Source organism: Prevotella sp. C0026C3 (genome assembly GCF_056590795.1).
The window spans coordinates 75,750-92,654 of sequence record NZ_JBWPWW010000002.1 but is presented as its reverse complement, the minus strand read 5'-3'; the positions used below and the strand labels follow the sequence as shown (position 1 = coordinate 92,654).

Annotated in this window: 17 protein-coding genes; 14 read left to right on the top strand and 3 right to left on the bottom strand. The window is 39.3% G+C overall.

Features of this window, described 5'->3' with window-relative positions:
* Window positions 1–5 precede the first annotated feature (5 nt).
* The gene (locus AC1EK4_RS01545) at window positions 6–2,540 is read right to left on the bottom strand and encodes an ATP-dependent Clp protease ATP-binding subunit (RefSeq protein WP_480356765.1); all 2,535 of its coding nucleotides are present in this window, start codon (window positions 2,538–2,540) and stop codon (window positions 6–8) included.
* Between the two features lie 469 nt (window positions 2,541–3,009).
* Between AC1EK4_RS01545 and AC1EK4_RS01540 the strand changes: the two genes are divergently transcribed.
* The 10 genes from AC1EK4_RS01540 to rlmD all read left to right on the top strand — a co-directional run bounded on the left by AC1EK4_RS01540 (window position 3,010) and on the right by rlmD (window position 9,913).
* Entirely contained in the window at window positions 3,010–3,519 is a 510-nt protein-coding gene (locus AC1EK4_RS01540) for a DMP19 family protein (RefSeq protein ID WP_480356763.1), read from the top strand.
* Window positions 3,520–3,528: 9 nt separating this feature from the next.
* Window positions 3,529–4,008: an SsrA-binding protein SmpB gene (gene smpB / locus AC1EK4_RS01535; RefSeq protein WP_036897560.1), complete on the top strand. Its 480-nt coding sequence runs from the start codon at window positions 3,529–3,531 to the stop codon at window positions 4,006–4,008.
* A 1-nt stretch (window position 4,009) separates the two neighbouring features.
* Window positions 4,010–4,981 (top strand): homocysteine S-methyltransferase family protein, encoded by a 972-nt coding sequence (locus AC1EK4_RS01530; protein WP_052052857.1) that lies wholly within the window; start codon window positions 4,010–4,012, stop codon window positions 4,979–4,981.
* A gap of 115 nt (window positions 4,982–5,096) precedes the next feature.
* Window positions 5,097–5,960, top strand: coding sequence for a type I methionyl aminopeptidase (gene map, locus AC1EK4_RS01525; RefSeq protein ID WP_036897653.1), 864 nt, complete (start codon window positions 5,097–5,099; stop codon window positions 5,958–5,960).
* 10 nt (window positions 5,961–5,970) lie between these two features.
* A complete protein-coding gene (tsaD, locus tag AC1EK4_RS01520) occupies window positions 5,971–7,005 on the top strand; it encodes a tRNA (adenosine(37)-N6)-threonylcarbamoyltransferase complex transferase subunit TsaD (protein WP_036897557.1) in 1,035 nt (344 codons plus the stop codon).
* A 25-nt stretch (window positions 7,006–7,030) separates the two neighbouring features.
* Complete coding sequence (locus tag AC1EK4_RS01515; protein WP_036897554.1) at window positions 7,031–7,543, top strand: CinA family protein; 513 nt, start codon at window positions 7,031–7,033, stop codon at window positions 7,541–7,543.
* A gap of 169 nt (window positions 7,544–7,712) precedes the next feature.
* Window positions 7,713–7,976, top strand: a complete 264-nt coding sequence (gene rpmB, locus AC1EK4_RS01510; RefSeq protein WP_036897551.1) for a 50S ribosomal protein L28 — start codon at window positions 7,713–7,715, stop codon at window positions 7,974–7,976.
* A 5-nt stretch (window positions 7,977–7,981) separates the two neighbouring features.
* Window positions 7,982–8,170 carry a 50S ribosomal protein L33 gene (gene rpmG, locus AC1EK4_RS01505; protein WP_036897549.1) on the top strand — a complete coding sequence of 63 codons (189 nt, stop codon included), beginning with the start codon at window positions 7,982–7,984 and terminating at the stop codon, window positions 8,168–8,170.
* 21 nt (window positions 8,171–8,191) lie between these two features.
* Window positions 8,192–8,350, top strand: a complete 159-nt coding sequence (locus AC1EK4_RS01500) for a DUF4295 domain-containing protein (protein ID WP_082721645.1) — start codon at window positions 8,192–8,194, stop codon at window positions 8,348–8,350.
* A gap of 144 nt (window positions 8,351–8,494) precedes the next feature.
* Window positions 8,495–9,913 carry a 23S rRNA (uracil(1939)-C(5))-methyltransferase RlmD gene (gene rlmD / locus AC1EK4_RS01495; protein ID WP_036897545.1) on the top strand — a complete coding sequence of 473 codons (1,419 nt, stop codon included), beginning with the start codon at window positions 8,495–8,497 and terminating at the stop codon, window positions 9,911–9,913.
* A 113-nt stretch (window positions 9,914–10,026) separates the two neighbouring features.
* On the opposite strand, the gene AC1EK4_RS01490 is transcribed toward rlmD, so the two are convergent.
* Window positions 10,027–10,899 (bottom strand): glycoside hydrolase family 25 protein, encoded by an 873-nt coding sequence (locus tag AC1EK4_RS01490; protein ID WP_480356759.1) that lies wholly within the window; start codon window positions 10,897–10,899, stop codon window positions 10,027–10,029.
* A 53-nt stretch (window positions 10,900–10,952) separates the two neighbouring features.
* Window positions 10,953–12,593 carry a diphosphate--fructose-6-phosphate 1-phosphotransferase gene (locus tag AC1EK4_RS01485; protein ID WP_036897542.1) on the bottom strand — a complete coding sequence of 547 codons (1,641 nt, stop codon included), beginning with the start codon at window positions 12,591–12,593 and terminating at the stop codon, window positions 10,953–10,955.
* Between the two features lie 204 nt (window positions 12,594–12,797).
* Here AC1EK4_RS01485 and AC1EK4_RS01480 point away from each other — a divergent pair, with 204 nt between their 5' ends.
* Genes AC1EK4_RS01480 through AC1EK4_RS01465 form a run of 4 tightly spaced genes read left to right on the top strand, consistent with a single transcriptional unit; the run spans window position 12,798 to window position 16,896 of the window.
* Window positions 12,798–13,073 carry a hypothetical protein gene (locus AC1EK4_RS01480; protein WP_036897540.1) on the top strand — a complete coding sequence of 92 codons (276 nt, stop codon included), beginning with the start codon at window positions 12,798–12,800 and terminating at the stop codon, window positions 13,071–13,073.
* A gap of 20 nt (window positions 13,074–13,093) precedes the next feature.
* Window positions 13,094–13,639 carry a 1-acyl-sn-glycerol-3-phosphate acyltransferase gene (locus AC1EK4_RS01475; RefSeq protein ID WP_036897537.1) on the top strand — a complete coding sequence of 182 codons (546 nt, stop codon included), beginning with the start codon at window positions 13,094–13,096 and terminating at the stop codon, window positions 13,637–13,639.
* Window positions 13,639–16,554, top strand: coding sequence for a golvesin C-terminal-like domain-containing protein (locus AC1EK4_RS01470; RefSeq protein WP_480356758.1), 2,916 nt, complete (start codon window positions 13,639–13,641; stop codon window positions 16,552–16,554). The genes AC1EK4_RS01475 and AC1EK4_RS01470 overlap by 1 nt, the downstream gene beginning before the upstream one ends.
* A 3-nt stretch (window positions 16,555–16,557) precedes the next feature.
* Window positions 16,558–16,896 (top strand): hypothetical protein, encoded by a 339-nt coding sequence (locus AC1EK4_RS01465; protein ID WP_036897533.1) that lies wholly within the window; start codon window positions 16,558–16,560, stop codon window positions 16,894–16,896.
* Window positions 16,897–16,905 lie beyond the last annotated feature (9 nt).

Genomic DNA, 16,905 nt, shown 5'->3' with positions numbered 1-16,905 from the left:
TTGTATTATTTAAATGTAAGTTCCTCTTTATTCGGATTTTTACCTACGCTTATCGTATCACCATGTTGTAGTTCTCCGCTCAGTATGCGTTCGCACACACCATCTTCAATGTAGTTTTGTATAGCTCTTTTTAGTGGGCGGGCTCCAAACTGTACATCGTAACCTTTTGTAGCAACAAATTCTTTGGCTTTATCAGTGATTTGTAAGTGATAGCCAAGAGCTTCTATTCTGCTATACAAGCCTTTCAACTCAATATTGATAATCTTTTTGATGGCATCAAGATCCAGCTGGTCGAAGGTGATAATCTCATCTAGACGATTCAAGAATTCCGGGGCAAATTGCTTGCTTAAGCTCTTTTGGATGATAGAGCGTGCATACTCTTTATCCTTTTCGTCAACACTCAGGTTGTTGGTGCCCATGGCATTGAAACCTACTCCCCGTCCAAACTCTTTCAGTTGCCTTGTTCCGGCATTTGATGTCATGATGATGACCGTATTACGGAAATCTACCAATCGACCGTTTCCATCGGTCAATCGTCCCTCGTCTAGTACCTGAAGCAGTAGATTGAAGACATTGCCGTGTGCTTTCTCTATCTCGTCAAGCAATACGATGGAGTAGGGATGACGCCGAACTTGCTCTGTCAGTTGGCCGCCTTCTTCATAGCCAACATATCCCGGAGGTGCACCGACGAGTCTGGAAACGTTGAAACTCTCAGTGTATTCGCTCATGTCAATGCGGATAAGGGCATCGGTAGAACCGAACATATATTCAGCTAACTTCTTGGCTAGATAGGTTTTGCCAACTCCGGTAGGACCTAAGAACATGAAAACACCAATCGGATGATTGGGTTCTTTGAGTCCCACACGGTTTCGTTGAATAGCTTTCACCATCTTATTGATGGCAGAATCTTGAGCTACGACAGCTGTTCTGAGTTCTTCGCCCATATTCTTGAGCCTGATACCTTCTGCTTCTGCCATCTTCTGAACGGGGATGCCGGTCATCAATGACACTACTTCGGCAATCTCTGTTTCCGTAACGGTTTGTCTATCGGCATTTTCTCCGCTAGCCCATTGGTTATTTAGTTTGTCTAGCTCTGCCTCTAATTCGGTCTGTTTGTCGCGATAGCTGGCAGCAAGTTCGAAATTTTGATTCTTGACTGCATTCTGTTTCTTTTGCTTGATAAGTGCAATTTCCTTTTCTTTGGCAGTAATCTCAGGTGGCACTACAGCATGTTGCAGATGGATACGAGCCCCTGCTTCGTCGAGAGCATCAATGGCTTTGTCTGGGAAAAATCTGTCAGTAATATATCGTTCTGTCAATTTGACACACGCTTGTAGCGCATCTTCTGTATAGTTTACTTGATGATGCTGTTCGTAACGATCCTTGATATTTTGTAGAATCTGCAGTGTTTGTTCTTCGTTTGTAGGCTCTACAAGTATTTTTTGGAAACGTCTTTCGAGCGCACCGTCCTTCTCTATGCTGTTACGATACTCGTCAAGAGTAGTCGCACCGATACATTGGATGACACCACGAGCCAATGCCGGTTTCATGATATTGGCGGCATCCATACTTCCCGGAGTACTTCCTGCGCCAATGAGTGTGTGTATTTCGTCAATAAACACGATGATGTCGGGATTCTGCTCCAATTCTTTGAGCAGCGCACGTATGCGCTCTTCAAATTGTCCTCTGTACTTCGTGCCTGCTACGATGGCTGTCATATCAAGACTGACAACACGACGATTAAACAGCATCGGACTTGTGCGACGGTTCGTGATGAGTTGGGCTAGCCCTTCAACGATAGCACTCTTACCCACACCGGGTTCTCCGATGAGGATGGGATTGTTCTTCTTACGACGGCACAATATCTCTGTGACACGTTGAATTTCTGTCTCTCTACCGACTACCGGATCTAACTTTCCTTCGGCTGCAGCTAGGGTGAGGTCGGTGGAAAAATTATCCAAGACGGGAGTCTTTGCGCCCGAAGCCTTTTGCTGCATGGTAGAGGTATTCTGCTTATGATGAGATGATAAAGTACGCTCGCTTTCATCTTCTTCCTCATCCTCCGAAAGGCCGATTCCATTTCTTACATTTGGTGTACCAGTCTTTTGTGTTTGAAGAAGTTCCAAGGTTTCGGCATAGTTCATATTGTAGAATTCCAATACTTCTTTGGCACCGTTGTTTACTTGGTCGTGCAGAATTGCTAACAGCAGATGCTGTACATCTACATTTTGCGTATGTTGCAGACGTGCCTCTAAAACAGCAAGTTTAAGAATGTTACTGGCTTTCTCGTCCAATACCAACTCGCTTGTAATAATAGGCGTTCCAACCTCTTCTTCACGTACCCTTTGCTCTAATTCAATCTTGATAGACTGAATGCTGATTTGCAAGCGTTGGAATATATTGATGAGTGGACTATCTTTTTCGCGCAACATGCCTAGCAATAGGTGTTCAGGTCCTACTGACCTACTGGCCAAACGAGAAGCTTCCTCGCGGCTGAATGCCAGTATTTCTGATACCCTTGGTGTAAACTGACTAGTCATATAATTGTCTCCTTTTACCTTAAAGTCTATATAGTGAAATCTTTATGGACAGGATTCTTTTGTACATAGTGCACTCTTCCTGTCTTTGTTTTTATTACAAATGTTATGCCAAAATGATGATAATGATTTATTGCAGAGGCTCCGCAGCATTGCTGCCACAACCTTTCAGTAAGTCTGACAAGCCTTTTCAGTAGTGTTGTTCCGGCCCTGCAGCAATTGGCTTATATGACAAATTGACCGCAATAGATGTCTTTTTCCTGCAATATATCGTATCTTTGTAAAATAAACAATATTGATAGAAATAAAGAATCGTACATGTTTTATAGTGTCAATCACTATTCTTTGCAATAACATTTGCTTATGGGAATCTAGCCACTATTGCCAACAAGCAGTGATGAAATTCTATGGTTATTGCGGATGCTAAACCGGAAGTTTTATTTAACTTTGCAAATAAATCATATAATAAAGAATGAAAAAGGTCACAATACAAGATAGTAAGCTGCGTGAAGCTGCCGAGAACGGCATGGATACATTTGTATCTGTTTTTGTCAATGCGATCAGTGAAGTTATTGGAGGAGAGTTAACTGCAGAGAATATTGGGGAGCTGAATAGCGATCAAATCACATTGCTTGCTTACCATTATTTATACGAGGAGGTGATGGATGGCGGTTTTGTGCAATTGATTCATAATGGATATGGAAATTTCATGTATCATAATCCGACTGCTAAAGCATTTCGCGAATGGGGAATTGTAGACCTATATAGGATCTTAAATAAGAGTCATAAACTGTATCAGAAGTATCATGAGAAGTTAGAAGCCGATTGTACAGACGATGAATTTATGGCTTTGTTTGAGCAATTTGATGAGTTTGACCAGTTCGATGATGCTTTCGTGGAAAACGAAGAGCAATTTACGGCCATGGTAGCAGCTTATATAGATGACCATATAGATAATTTTGCCACGATAGTACAAGAATAATTCGAAAGAATGGGGAACGATAATAAGGATTCTAAGAAAAAGAATTCCATACAAATACGAAATAAGAAGGCTTCCTTTGAATATTTTTTCATGGAGACCTATACGGCAGGAATCGTACTGACAGGAACAGAAATCAAGTCAATACGATTGGGCAAGGCATCGCTTGTTGATGCTTTCTGCTATATTCATAATGGAGAAATGTGGGTCAAAGGAATGAATATAAGCACTTATTTCTATGGCTCGTATAGCAACCATGAGGCCAAGCGCGACCGTAAGCTGTTGCTCAACAAAAGAGAAATATATAGATTGACCGAGGCTACAAAGCAAGTGGGATATACCATTGTACCTACTTTGATGTTCATAGATGAACATGGCAGAGCGAAAGTCAATATAGCTTTGGCTAAAGGAAAGAAGGAGTTTGACAAGCGGCAGACTTTGAAAGAGAAGGAAGACCGACGAGAAATGGATAGAGCCATCAAACGTTTCTAAAATGGATATACATGAGATTGTAAAGCAACGAGTCTTAATAATGGATGGGGCTATGGGCACCATGATTCAAAGCTACAATCTCAAAGAGGGTAATTTTAGAAACCATGAATTGCCAGATACGTCGTGTTCGTTGTTAGGTAACTATGATGTGTTGAATTTAGTGCGTCCGGATATTATAGAAGATATTCACTGTCGATATCTGAAAGTGGGTACCGATATAATAACAACGAACACATTTAATTCGCAATGTATCTCACAGAGTGATTATCAGATAGCTGATAAAAGTCGTGATATGACTTTAGCAGGTGCTAGAATCGCACGTAAATGTGCGGATCGTTTTTCTGCACCTGATAGCCCAAGGTTTGTTGCCGGGAGTATAGGGCCTACAAATAAAAGAAGTTCTTGCTATGGTTTGTCCAACCATATTTCTGTTAATGAATTACAAGATGCCTATCAAGAGCAGATAGGAGCATTATTGGAGGGCGGGGTAGACTTGCTTCTCATAGAGACGATTACAGACTTAGAAAATGTGAAAGTAGCCATTGAGGCGGCAGAAGTGGAGATGAAGAATTTTGGTAAGTGCATCCCATTGATGTTAAGTGTTACGTTGGATGAGGGTACTGGGCGCATTTTGGCTGGCCAATCATTACAAGAGTTTTTGCAAGGGGTGGCTTCGTATAATATATTTTCTGTCGGCTTGAATTGTTTTCGAGCCCAAAGTATGACACCGTTTTTATACGAATTAGCAACAAAAACTTCTTACTATATCAGTGTGTGTCCTAGTGCGGGAACTCCTAATAGACAAGGAATATTTGAAGAGGCAGTAGAAACGATAACTTCACAACTAGTGGATTTCATGGACAAAAGACTGGTTAACATCGTTGGAGGATGCTGTGGAACTAGTGATAAGCATATCCTTGCATTTACCAATGCTTCGTTAGGTAAAGTGCCGCATGTGCCTCTGAGGATATAAATACGATGCGTTGCAAAATTAAAAATATATCACATTTTGGATGAAATAACGAGGACTAATAAAAGGGTATTGATAGTTTTTTATTACCTTTGTCTCTGATTTAAATTTAGAAATGATGATGCTTAAAAGGAAAAAGCGATGGCATTGCATACCCGGTGAGCCTGTTACCGAACTGGATAAGCAAGTGATGTATTGGGAAAACAAAGGAAAGGAAGTGCCAACTCGTGAGTTGATAAAGACTCCTGAACAGATAGAAGGTATTCGTAAGAGCGGTGTTGTCAATACTGGTGTGCTGGATGAAGTTGCAAAGCAGATTCATGCAGGAATGAATACGCAAGAAATCGATGATATATGTATGGCATATTGCAAAGAACACAATGCCATTCCTGCATGCCTGAATTATGAGGGCTACCCCAAAAGTGTTTGTACAAGTATCAATGAGGTGGTTTGTCATGGTATCCCGAAGACGACAGATGTGTTGCAAGAGGGCGATATTATCAATGTGGATATGACAACTATCTTGGATGGCTATTATGCAGACGCATCTCGAATGTTTATCATAGGTAAGACAACGCCGGAGAAAGAGCAATTGGTAAGAGTTGCCAAGGAATGTTTGGAAATTGGTGCTGAAGCAGCTAAACCGTATAGCTTTGTCGGAGATATAGGTCATGCTATCCAGAAACATGCTGAGAAATATCATTATGGAGTAGTGAGAGATCTTTGCGGTCATGGAGTTGGACTTGACTTTCATGAGCAACCTGATGTGGTACATTACGGGCATAAAGGAACCGGAATGCTATTAGTACCCGGTATGGTCTTCACGATTGAACCAATGATTAACATGGGAACGTGGAAAGTTTTCATAGATGCTGAGGATGAATATGGTTGGGAAGTTATCACAGGAGATGAGTTGCCATCAGCTCAATGGGAGCATACTTTCGTAATGACGGAGCATGGAGTTGAGATCTTAACTTACTAAGGGTAAAAAGATGGAGACAGATAAGGATATATATATATTAGGTATAGAAAGCAGTTGTGATGATACGTCGGCTGCTGTTCTACGAAATGATATTCTACTTAGTAATGTCACGGCATCGCAAGAGGTGCATAAGGCATACGGTGGGGTAGTACCGGAACTGGCTTCTAGGGCACACTTGCAGAATGTAGTGCCTGTTATTCAACAAGCTATAGCCAGAGCTGGTATCAAAAAAGAACAGTTGAATGCGATAGCGTTTACCAGAGGACCGGGGTTGATGGGCTCATTATTGGTAGGAGTGAGCTTCGCCAAGGGGCTCGCTCGTTCCTTGAATATTCCATTGGTTGATGTAAACCACTTGCAAGGACATGTATTGGCTCATTTTATTCGTGAAGACGAGAATGACCATAATCAGCCACCTTACCCATATTTGTGCTTGTTGGTATCAGGCGGAAATTCACAGATTGTGAGAGTAAATGCCTATAATGATATGGAAGTATTGGGACAGACTATTGATGATGCTGCCGGTGAGGCGATTGATAAGTGTTCTAAAGTGATGGGATTAGGTTATCCCGGTGGACCGATTATAGATAGGTTGGCTAGGCAGGGTAATCCTCATGCATATCGTTTTGCTGAACCTAACATTCCGGGAATGGATTATAGCTTTTCCGGCTTAAAGACTTCGTTCTTGTATAATTTGAGAAAATGGGTTGAGGAAGAACCTAACTTCGTTGAGAATCACAAGGAAGATATTGCAGCCAGTCTAGAATATACAATTGTAGATATTCTGATGAAGAAGCTGAGAATGGCAGTTAAAGAAACCCATATTACACATGTTGCCGTTGCAGGTGGTGTAAGTGCTAATAATGGATTGCGGAATGCATTCCGTGAGCATGCTGAAAAATATGGTTGGACGATTTATATTCCTAAATTCAGTTATACGACCGATAATGCTGCGATGATAGGTATTACAGGCTATTACAAGTATCTTGATAAGGAATTCTGCTCTATAGACAAGCCTGCCTTCTCCAAAGTAACATTTAAATAAATAAAGGTAAAATAGAATTTAACCCATGGAATTAGAAAGCAAAGTTTTAAGTAAAGAGATACAGCAGTATTTATATGATAATGGCAAAACCCTTTGTACGGCAGAAAGTTGTACCGGAGGGCGAATTGCAGAGGCTATTATTGCCGTACCCGGTGCAAGCAATTATTTTAAAGGTGGTATTATTAGTTATACCAACGAGGTGAAAATAAATCTTCTACATGTAGATTCTAATGTGTTGGAAGAAAAGACTGCTGTCTGTGAAGAGGTTGCCATCCAAATGGTTAAAGGTGCATGTGAGGCCTTGGACTGCAATTATGCAATTTCAGCAACAGGTATTGCGGGGCCTAGTGGTGGTACACCGGAAATCCCTGTAGGTACTATTTGGATTGGTTATGGTGCTAAGGATGATGTACGCACATTCAAATTGGAAGATGATTTTGGTAGAGACATCAATTTAGCGATTGCAACTAATAAGGCATTACACCTTTTCTTAGATTACTGTAAAGAACATATTGATAAAGAGTTTTCGAGAGATTAAACTGCTCAGAGAGCGAGTTGGAAACTATGATAATAAAGCTAAATTAAATAAAAAAGCTTAAATGGATAGATTCTTTACTCGAATACTTTGGATATTCGCGAAATATTTGTAATTTTGCACCCTGTTTGGAATAAGTATCAAAAAACGAAATCAAAATTAAAAGATAGCAATGTCTAAGATTTGTCAGATTACAGGAAAGAAGGCACAGTTAGGTTGTAATGTGTCTCACTCAAAGCATCGTACAAAGAGAAGCTTTGATGTTAACCTTTTCAGCAAAAAATTCTACTATGTAGAAGAGGATTGTTGGATTAGTCTTAAAATCAGTGCTGCAGGTCTTCGCCTCATTAATAAAGTAGGTTTGGACTCTGCTTTGAAAATGGCTGTATCTAAAGGATACTGCGACTGGAAAGACATTAAAGTTATAGGAGAATAATTATCATGGCAAAGAAAGCTAAAGGCAATAGAGTTCAGGTAGTTCTTGAATGCACTGAAATGAAAAATAGCGGCCTTCCCGGAACAAGCCGTTATGTAACAACCAAGAATCGCAAGAATACCCCTGAGCGTCTTGAATTGATGAAGTATAATCCTATCATGAAGAAGATGACTCTTCATAAGGAAATTAAGTAACATTTAATCAGCTAAGATAATATGGCAAAGAAAGCGGTCGCTACCCTCCATGAAGGTTCTACGGATGGTCGTGCATATTCTAAAGTTATCAAAATGGTAAGAAGCCCGAAGACTGGTGCTTACATGTTTGATGAACGTATGGTTCCTAATGAGGCCGTTAAAGACTTCTTTAAGAAGTAATTAAATAGAATTTCTATAAGATATATAGAGGTTGTCATGAAGATGGCAACCTCTATTTTTTTGAAAGTTATTTTGGAATTATTGTACTCTTAACGCGTAATTCATCTATTTCTTTGTACCTTTGCATCTATCCAAAAAAGCATTATGAGTAGAAGATCAAAACCCTTACCAAAGTTTGAGAAGATTAAAATAGAATCTGTTGCAGCAGAAGGGAAATGTATTGCCCATATAGATGATATGGTTGTATTTGTTCCTTTCTGTGTGCCGGGTGACGTTGTGGACATACAGATTGTTAAGAAGAAACATCATTACTGTGAAGGTAGGGTAGAGCGTTTTGTTGAATTGAGTGAGGTTAGAACTTCACCCAAATGTCCTCATTTTGGCATTTGCGGAGGATGTAAGTGGCAGATATTACCATACGAAAAGCAATTGGAAGCAAAACAACAGCAGGTTTATGACCAGTTGTCACGTATTGGCAAAGTTGAATTGCCTGAATTTAATCCAATTTTGGGATCCGTAGAGATATTCGAATATCGTAATAAATTGGAATTTGGATGTTCTAATAAGCGCTATTTGACTAGGGAAGAGATTGCTTGTGGTACTGTGTATGATAACATGAATGCGATAGGCTTTCATGTAAACGGTGCGTTTGATAAGATTTATCCTATAGAAAGATGCGTATTGATGGATGATTTCCACAACACTATAAGAAATGAGATTTATTCTTATAGTATCGACCATCATATTTCCTTTTATGATATCAAGGCACAGACAGGACTTTTGCGTGATATTATGATTAGAAATTCTAATCTTCAGGAATGGATGGTATTGGTTCAATTCCACTTTGATAATGAAGGGGATGAAGCTATTGCTTTGGATTTGATGGAGCATATAAAGCTGCGCTTCCCGGAAATCACGTCTTTATTATACGTTGATAATCAGAAGGGTAATGATACTTTTGGTGATTTGGATTTGACATTGTATAGTGGGAGAGACTATATTTACGAACAGATGGAAGACTTAAAATTTAAAGTAGGTCCCAAGAGTTTCTATCAGACTAATACGGAACAAGCCCTTCATCTGTATACGGTAGCTCGTAATTTTGCAGGCTTGACAGGCAATGAACTTGTATATGACTTGTATACGGGGACGGGAACTATAGCTAATTTTGTTGCAAGAAAGGCGAGAAAAGTGGTTGGTATAGAATATGTTCCAGAGGCAATTGAGGACGCTAAGAACAATAGTCATATCAATCAAATACATAATACTGTATTTTATGCAGGAGATATGAAGAACCTGTTAACGACTGATTTTGTGAGTGAAAATGGTAAACCTGATGTGATTATTACAGATCCACCAAGAGCCGGTATGCATGAAGATGTAGTTAAGGTTATTTTAGATACCGCTCCAAATCGGATAGTATATGTGAGTTGTAATCCAGCAACGCAAGCTCGTGATTTAGCTTTATTGGATGTAGATTATCGTGTAAAATCCGTTCAACCTGTTGATATGTTCCCACATACGCCACATGTAGAGAACGTTGTTCTTTTGGAACGCCGATAGCATATATTCAATTAATATTTTTAAGTAAAATAAGAATAATATTCTATTTTCCGGTAAAGCCCTTTTTGTAATATAATCTGTATTATGATAAATTAATATAGATAACTAATGCTCTACCACTCATCATTACCAATGGTTAGTTTTTTAAGATCATAGAATGAGCCATTATAAATATTAAAGTCTACATACCCTTTAATTCCCGGTAATCTACCAGCATCTGTATGCTGCCAGAATTTCCATGCTCCTTTATATTCTACCTTATCTACATAATAATGTGCAATCCAATATGGATAATCCTCAAACACCGGAGCATTCAGATAAGCCTCTTTGAACTTATAATATGTATATATGATGGGTTTTACATGGTATCTGTCTTCAACAATATGTAACCATGTAAGGATGTCCTGCTGGAAATCTTCAGTGCTTTGATTCTTGGGTTTCTTCTCAACATCTAGTACTGGCGGTAAATCACCATCCAGTAAGTTCACTTTTTTAAGGAAAAAGTTTGCTTGTTCGCGAGCTGTAGATTTGACACTCCAAAAATGATATGCCCCACGCAAGAAGCCATACTCACGAGCTCGACTGAAATTTTCTTCAAAGTTTTCATCGATTTCAGAAGCGCCTTCTGTCGATTTAATTATGATAAATCGAAGTGGACATCCTTCAATCATTGCATTTTGGAGTTTGTCCCAATTAATATATCCTTGATAATGAGAAATATCTATTCCATGTATTTCATAGCCAGAGGGATAACGTGTATCTCCATATAATGCCCTCCATCTAAAGCCTGTTGGTCCTACGAAGAAGTAATAGAAAATCCATACATAAACAAGTACAATCCCTATTCCACCAAACCAATAAGCACGTTTAGGTAAATTATGAAGAAAAGAAAAGATGTGTTTCTTTTTTCTCTTTATTCCCTTATTTCGTTTACGATTTGGGCGTATAGCAGATGATTTCCTTTGTGTAGAGACTCTCTTGTTCATAAAAAGATTGGGTAGAGACACACTGCTCTACCCAATGATTTCATATATAATTTTTATTTCTGTTCTAAGGCAAGTGTCTTAGTCGTTTGATCACATACATCAGATGGACCCCAATACTGGATAGGGCCGGGATAGATATAGCAAGTTTCCTTAGCCCATTTGTCGCGTCTAGCTGTAAAGAATTTGAAAGGCTCGCCCTCCAACTCTACCAAAGCTTTACGAATAACAGGCTTCATCTCGCCATTACGTCTTTCCATATTCATCATCATGGTAATAGGAACGCCACCAGCTTTCCAGTTATCAGTCTTATCTGTGGTGTTCTTCACAATTGCCATGTAACCAGTCTTACCATTTGCAATCAAGAGAGCTGCACTTGTACCCAATGCATAGCAATAGTCTGCATCGAAATTAGAAGGAGCTGCGCAACGTCCTTCGTATCCAAAGAAATGGTGCAATGGAGAGAACTTGCCTTCATACTTGCCTTCTTTCTTCCATTGATTTAGTTTATCACCAATCATTTCAGAAATCAATTTCTCTGTTTCAATCAATGATACCTGTACATTTCCGTGCGGGTCACGATCCAAACTCAATTGTCTTGCAACGCCTTCTGGTAGGGTCTCAAATGTAGCTTTGTTAGCTTCACTCAAATGAGACAGGATATATTCTCTTTGAGCAGCTTTGTCTAAGTCTTTATAATCATCACCGTGAGCAGCTAAGAGATCGTTTAATTCTTGGATCAAACGTCCAATTGCAGGGATAAACTCAATAAGACCTTCTGGTATAAGAACAACACCAAAGTTCTGACCTTGAGCAGCTCTAGAGGCAACAGCAGAAGCAATTTGCTCAACGATGTCGTTTAGAGTCTGATCTTTTGCTTCCACTTCTTCAGAAATTAAGCAAATGTTTGGTTGTGTCTGTAAAGCGCATTCAAGAGCAATATGAGATGCAGAGCGACCCATTAATTTGATGAAGTGCCAATATTTACGTGCAGAATTGCAATCGCGTTCGATATTGCCAATCAGCTCGCTGTAGGTCTTTGTTGCTGTATCGAAACCGAAAGAAGTTTCAATTTGGTCATTTTTTAAGTCACCGTCAATTGTTTTGGGGCAGCCAATCACTTGAACACCATACTTCTTTGCTGCGTAATATTCTGCGAGAACGCATGCGTTTGTGTTAGAGTCATCACCACCGATGATTACGATAGCTTTGATATTCAACTCACGAATGATCTCAAGTCCTTTTTCAAATTGTTCTTCTTTTTCAAGCTTTGTACGGCCGGAACCAATCATATCAAATCCACCCGTATTTCTATATTCATCAAGGAATTCCGGAGTAATCTCAATATAATTATGGTCAACCAAGCCACCGGGGCCCATCAAGAAACCATATAAGCGATTATTTGGATTCAAATTCTTTACAGCATCAAACAAGCCACTAATCACATTGTGACCACCGGGAGCCTGACCACCACTAAGAATAATACCAACATTCATTTCCAAAGAATTCTTCTCATCACCCGGAATAAACTCTACGAGAGGCATTCCGTAAGTGTTAGGGAATAATTTCTTGATTTCTTCCTGATTGTCTACACTTTGTGTAGGTTCTCCTTCCTTAATTTTAACTGCACCTTGAAGAGCTTTAGGCAACTTTGGCTGGTAACCAGCTCTTTCTTTCTGCAATGCACTAATTTCCATAGTTAACAATAAAATAATTATTTAAGTGATATGATATATCGTTTATCAGTGCAAAAATAGCGTTTTTAATTGAGATGATAAAGGATTTTATAGACAAATCATACATTTAGAATATTTTGTGGACTATATAACTTGACGTTTCCATTTTTTTTCCTACCTTTGGCATATAACAAAACATGATACGGATTTCTAACAAGAAAAATTATGGCAAACAAACGAGTTCTTAAGCGTACAATCAACTACATTTGCAGTGAATTATTCTCAGAGTGCATTGCTGCTTCTTTGTATAATGGGCATCATGTCAATCGGGACAATATGGATGCTTTGCTATCGTCGATTATAGTCATTCATAGTAACTATATTCGAAGAGTTTCCCATGTAGAGCCCGGAATGAAGAGTAAGGTTTACTTCAAGTCTTTAATTAAAGATTTCAATCAACAAATTGATGAGGTAATAGACCAAATTAATAATCTCGCTTAATTTACTCTGCAACATTTCAAATGCTTAGGAAATTTTGTAATTGGTATTTATACTCATATCTGGGATGGAAGAAGAACATAACGATTGCGCATCCTGATAAGTATATACTCTGTTTAGCTCCCCATACAAGTAACTGGGATTTCTTTTTAGGGCAAATATATTCTCGTGCAGAAGGCTTCAAAATCAATTTCTTAATGAAGAAAGAGTGGTTCTTTTGGCCATTGGGTAATCTGTTTAAAGCAATGGGAGGTATTCCAGTATGGCGCGATAAGCATTCCAGTATGACGGATAATCTTGCCAATACGGCAATCAAATCCAGTCAATTCAAACTCTGCATCACACCGGAAGGTACGCGCTCTTACAATCCGGATTGGAAAAAGGGGTTCTATTTCATAGCCTTGAAAGCCGGTATTCCTATATTGCTTTATGGTGTGGATTATCAGAAGAAAATAATAGAGTGTACGAAAGTATTTATTCCTACGGGAGATTTTGACAAGGATATTGTTGAAATTAAGCAATATTACTCTTCTTTTGTAGGGAAATACCCGCAGAAGTTTGGTTATTGATGAATAAAAAGATTATATTATTGATAGCTTCTTGTATATTGTCTTTTGAGGGATTCTCTCAAGAGACAATTAAGTTAAATGCGTCTATCAATAATAGATTGTATGGATATTTTGGAGATATACCAACTCTCGACAATAATAAGAATTACGTGTCGAATATATCTGTGGATAACCGGGCAAAGTCGGTAATAGTTTCCTTGAGGAATATCTATGCCCAACTAAATGTTACTCCGAAGCAAGTTGGCAAGACCTATAAAATTATTAGGAAGGAGCTTCCACGTACATTTAAAGATTATGCCCTCAAGGTTCTTGTTAATAATTTACCTATAGAATATTTACCAAAAGACAGCAAGATTTCGAGTGTGGAGTCTAGAAACCTTTGGGGAAGCATCGAATATGATGGTACTCCATGGGTGTCGGAAGTGACGAAGCCCTGTGAGTCATATCATGGACTTTATAATAAGCACATCTCTGTTTGGGCCAGTCATGGTAGGTATTTTAATAACAACAAGCAAATATGGGAATGGCAACGCCCTAATTTGTTTGGAACTACAGAGGATTTGTTTACTCAAACAATCGTAGTTCCTTATCTTATTCCTATGTTGCAAAATGCTGGTGCTGTGATATTTACTCCTAGGGAGCGTGATTGGCAAAAGCAAGAATATATTGTAGATAATGATGATGTAAATCCCGGTGTCCGTTATCTTGAAGTGAATGTTAAGCATGACTGGAAGACTAGCAAAGAAAAAGGATTTGCATGGCATGCCGGTTCTTATGCTGATGGTGAGAATCCGTTTGTAGCCGGAACTGCCAAAATGGCTAAGTCTACAAAAAGTAATAAACACTTCTCTCTATTGTCATATCAACCTCAGATTCAAGAAGCGGGCAAATATGCTGTATATGTTTCTTACCAGACATTACCGAATAGCGTTCCTGATGCTCATTACACTGTGTATCACCAAGGTGAGAAGACTGTGTTCCGCGTCAACCAAACGATGGGTGGAGGTACTTGGGTATATTTAGGTACGTTTAATTTCGATGCTGGATGTAGTGAAGAAAATCGTGTTGTGCTTACCAATCAATCCGGAAAACGTGGGGTAGTAACGTCCGATGCAGTCCGATTTGGCGGCGGTATGGGAAACATTCGCCGAGGAACTACTGTCAGTGGACTTCCGAGAGCTTTAGAAGGGGCTAGGTATTATGCACAATGGGCAGGTGCCCCCTACTCTATTTATAGTAGCAAGAACGGACAAGACGACTATAGTGATGATATTAATGCCCGTTCATATATGACCAATTGGTTGGCTGGAGGCTCTTGTTTTGTACCAACAAAAGAAGGGCTGAAGGTTCCAATGGAATTAAGTTTGGCAGTTCACAGCGATGCAGGTTTTGAATCTGATGGCAAATCTCTTACTGGTTCGCTTGCAATTTACACTACCAATTTTAATGATGGGAAACTCTCGTCGGGTGTCAGTAGACTGCTTTCTAGAGATTTTGCAAAGTCCTTACTTGATGGATTAAATAGAGATTTGTCTGCTACGATTGGAAAACAGTGGGCTATTCGTTATTTATGGGATCGTAATTATTCCGAGACCCGTAATCCGGAGATGCCCTCTGCCATCCTAGAGATGCTATCTCATCAAAATTTTCCCGATATGGTATTGGCGCAAGACCCTAATTTTAAGTTTACTTTAGCGCGTTCTGTATACAAGACAATACTTCGGTTTATTAATACTAATCATGGGCGCCCAAGCATTGTGCAGCCCCTATCTCCGCAGAATTTTAGTATTCAGATATTAGATGCAACTCATGTCAAGCTATCATGGTTGCCAACTTTCGATCCATTAGAACCTACTGCTGCGCCTACATCTTTTAATATTTATCAAGCTATCGGGAAGCATGGATTCGATAATGGTATGAATATTAAGACGAATTCTTGTGTAATAAACGTTGTGCCCGGCAGGCAATATCGTTTTAAAGTAACTGCTGTCAATAGCGGTGGAGAAAGTTTTCCGACACCGGTCTTGTCTAGCATATCAGTTGGTTCGGATAAGAAGACAGTTTTGGTTGTTGATCATTTCGATCGGTTATCGGCTCCGGCAGTTATTGACGATGGTGTTCGACAAGGATTTGATTTGCAAGAAGACCCCGGAACCCAAAGAGGACTATATGCCGGTTGGAATGGATTACAACAAGATTTTGACCGTTCAAAGATGGGAAAAGAGGGGCCGGGAGGACTTGGGTATGGCAGTGATGAACTTGCAGGGCACCTTATTGCTGGTAACAACTTTGACAATGTATCAGCCCATGTTGCAGCTATATCTACAGCGCATCAATATAATGTCGTGAGTACTACGGCTTCTGCTGTAGAAACTGGCATGGTAAATCTAGCAGAATATGATATTGTAGACTTGGTAAATGGCCTGCAGAAATATGTACCTCATGCCTTGAAGAATTATAAGGTGTTCTCTTCTAAGTGGCAACAATTGTTAACAGTATTTACTCAAAAACCGCATGTGGGCTTGATTGTCAGTGGCAGTTATAATGGTAGTGACAGTCAATCTCTAGCCGATAGTGCATTTTTGGCACGTGTATTAAAGCTCCAATACGCACGTTCCAATACGGAAACAAATGATTCAATCGTATCGGGACTTAACAATCGCATGGAGATTTATAGAACACTTAATCCTATACATTATGCTGCAACATCTACCGATGTATTGCAACCTGCATCTACCGATGCTTTTTCCGCAATGCTATATGGCGATGGAAGTAGTGCAAGTGTTGCATATAATGGACAAGATTACAATTGTATAACGTTAGGATTCCCATTTGAATGCATTAAGTCTAAATCACAACAAGGACTCATCATGCAGGGACTTCTCCAATTTGTTGATAAAACCGAAAATAAATAGTATATGTATAAGATTCAAGCAAATCAATCAGGTACAAGGAGTATTGAGATTAGCGAAGCTCATTTAGAGACGCTTGATAAGTATCAGCTCCTTCGCAATTTAGTAGATAGCAATGGAATTATAGATGAAACCGTGCTAGATAAACTAAAGTTTAATACCAGAGCAATTTTAGAAACAGAGGCCGGACAAGACAAACTGTTACTCGATTTGTGTCTTGATGTCATTTATAATAGCAATATGAAAGCTATCGGACTGCATAATTTGGTCTTGTTGTATGTAGATTGGAAAGACAAGAAGAGTGAATCAGAGCTCGATGTAGATCCTCTGACAGTAACTGATTAATAGTAAATA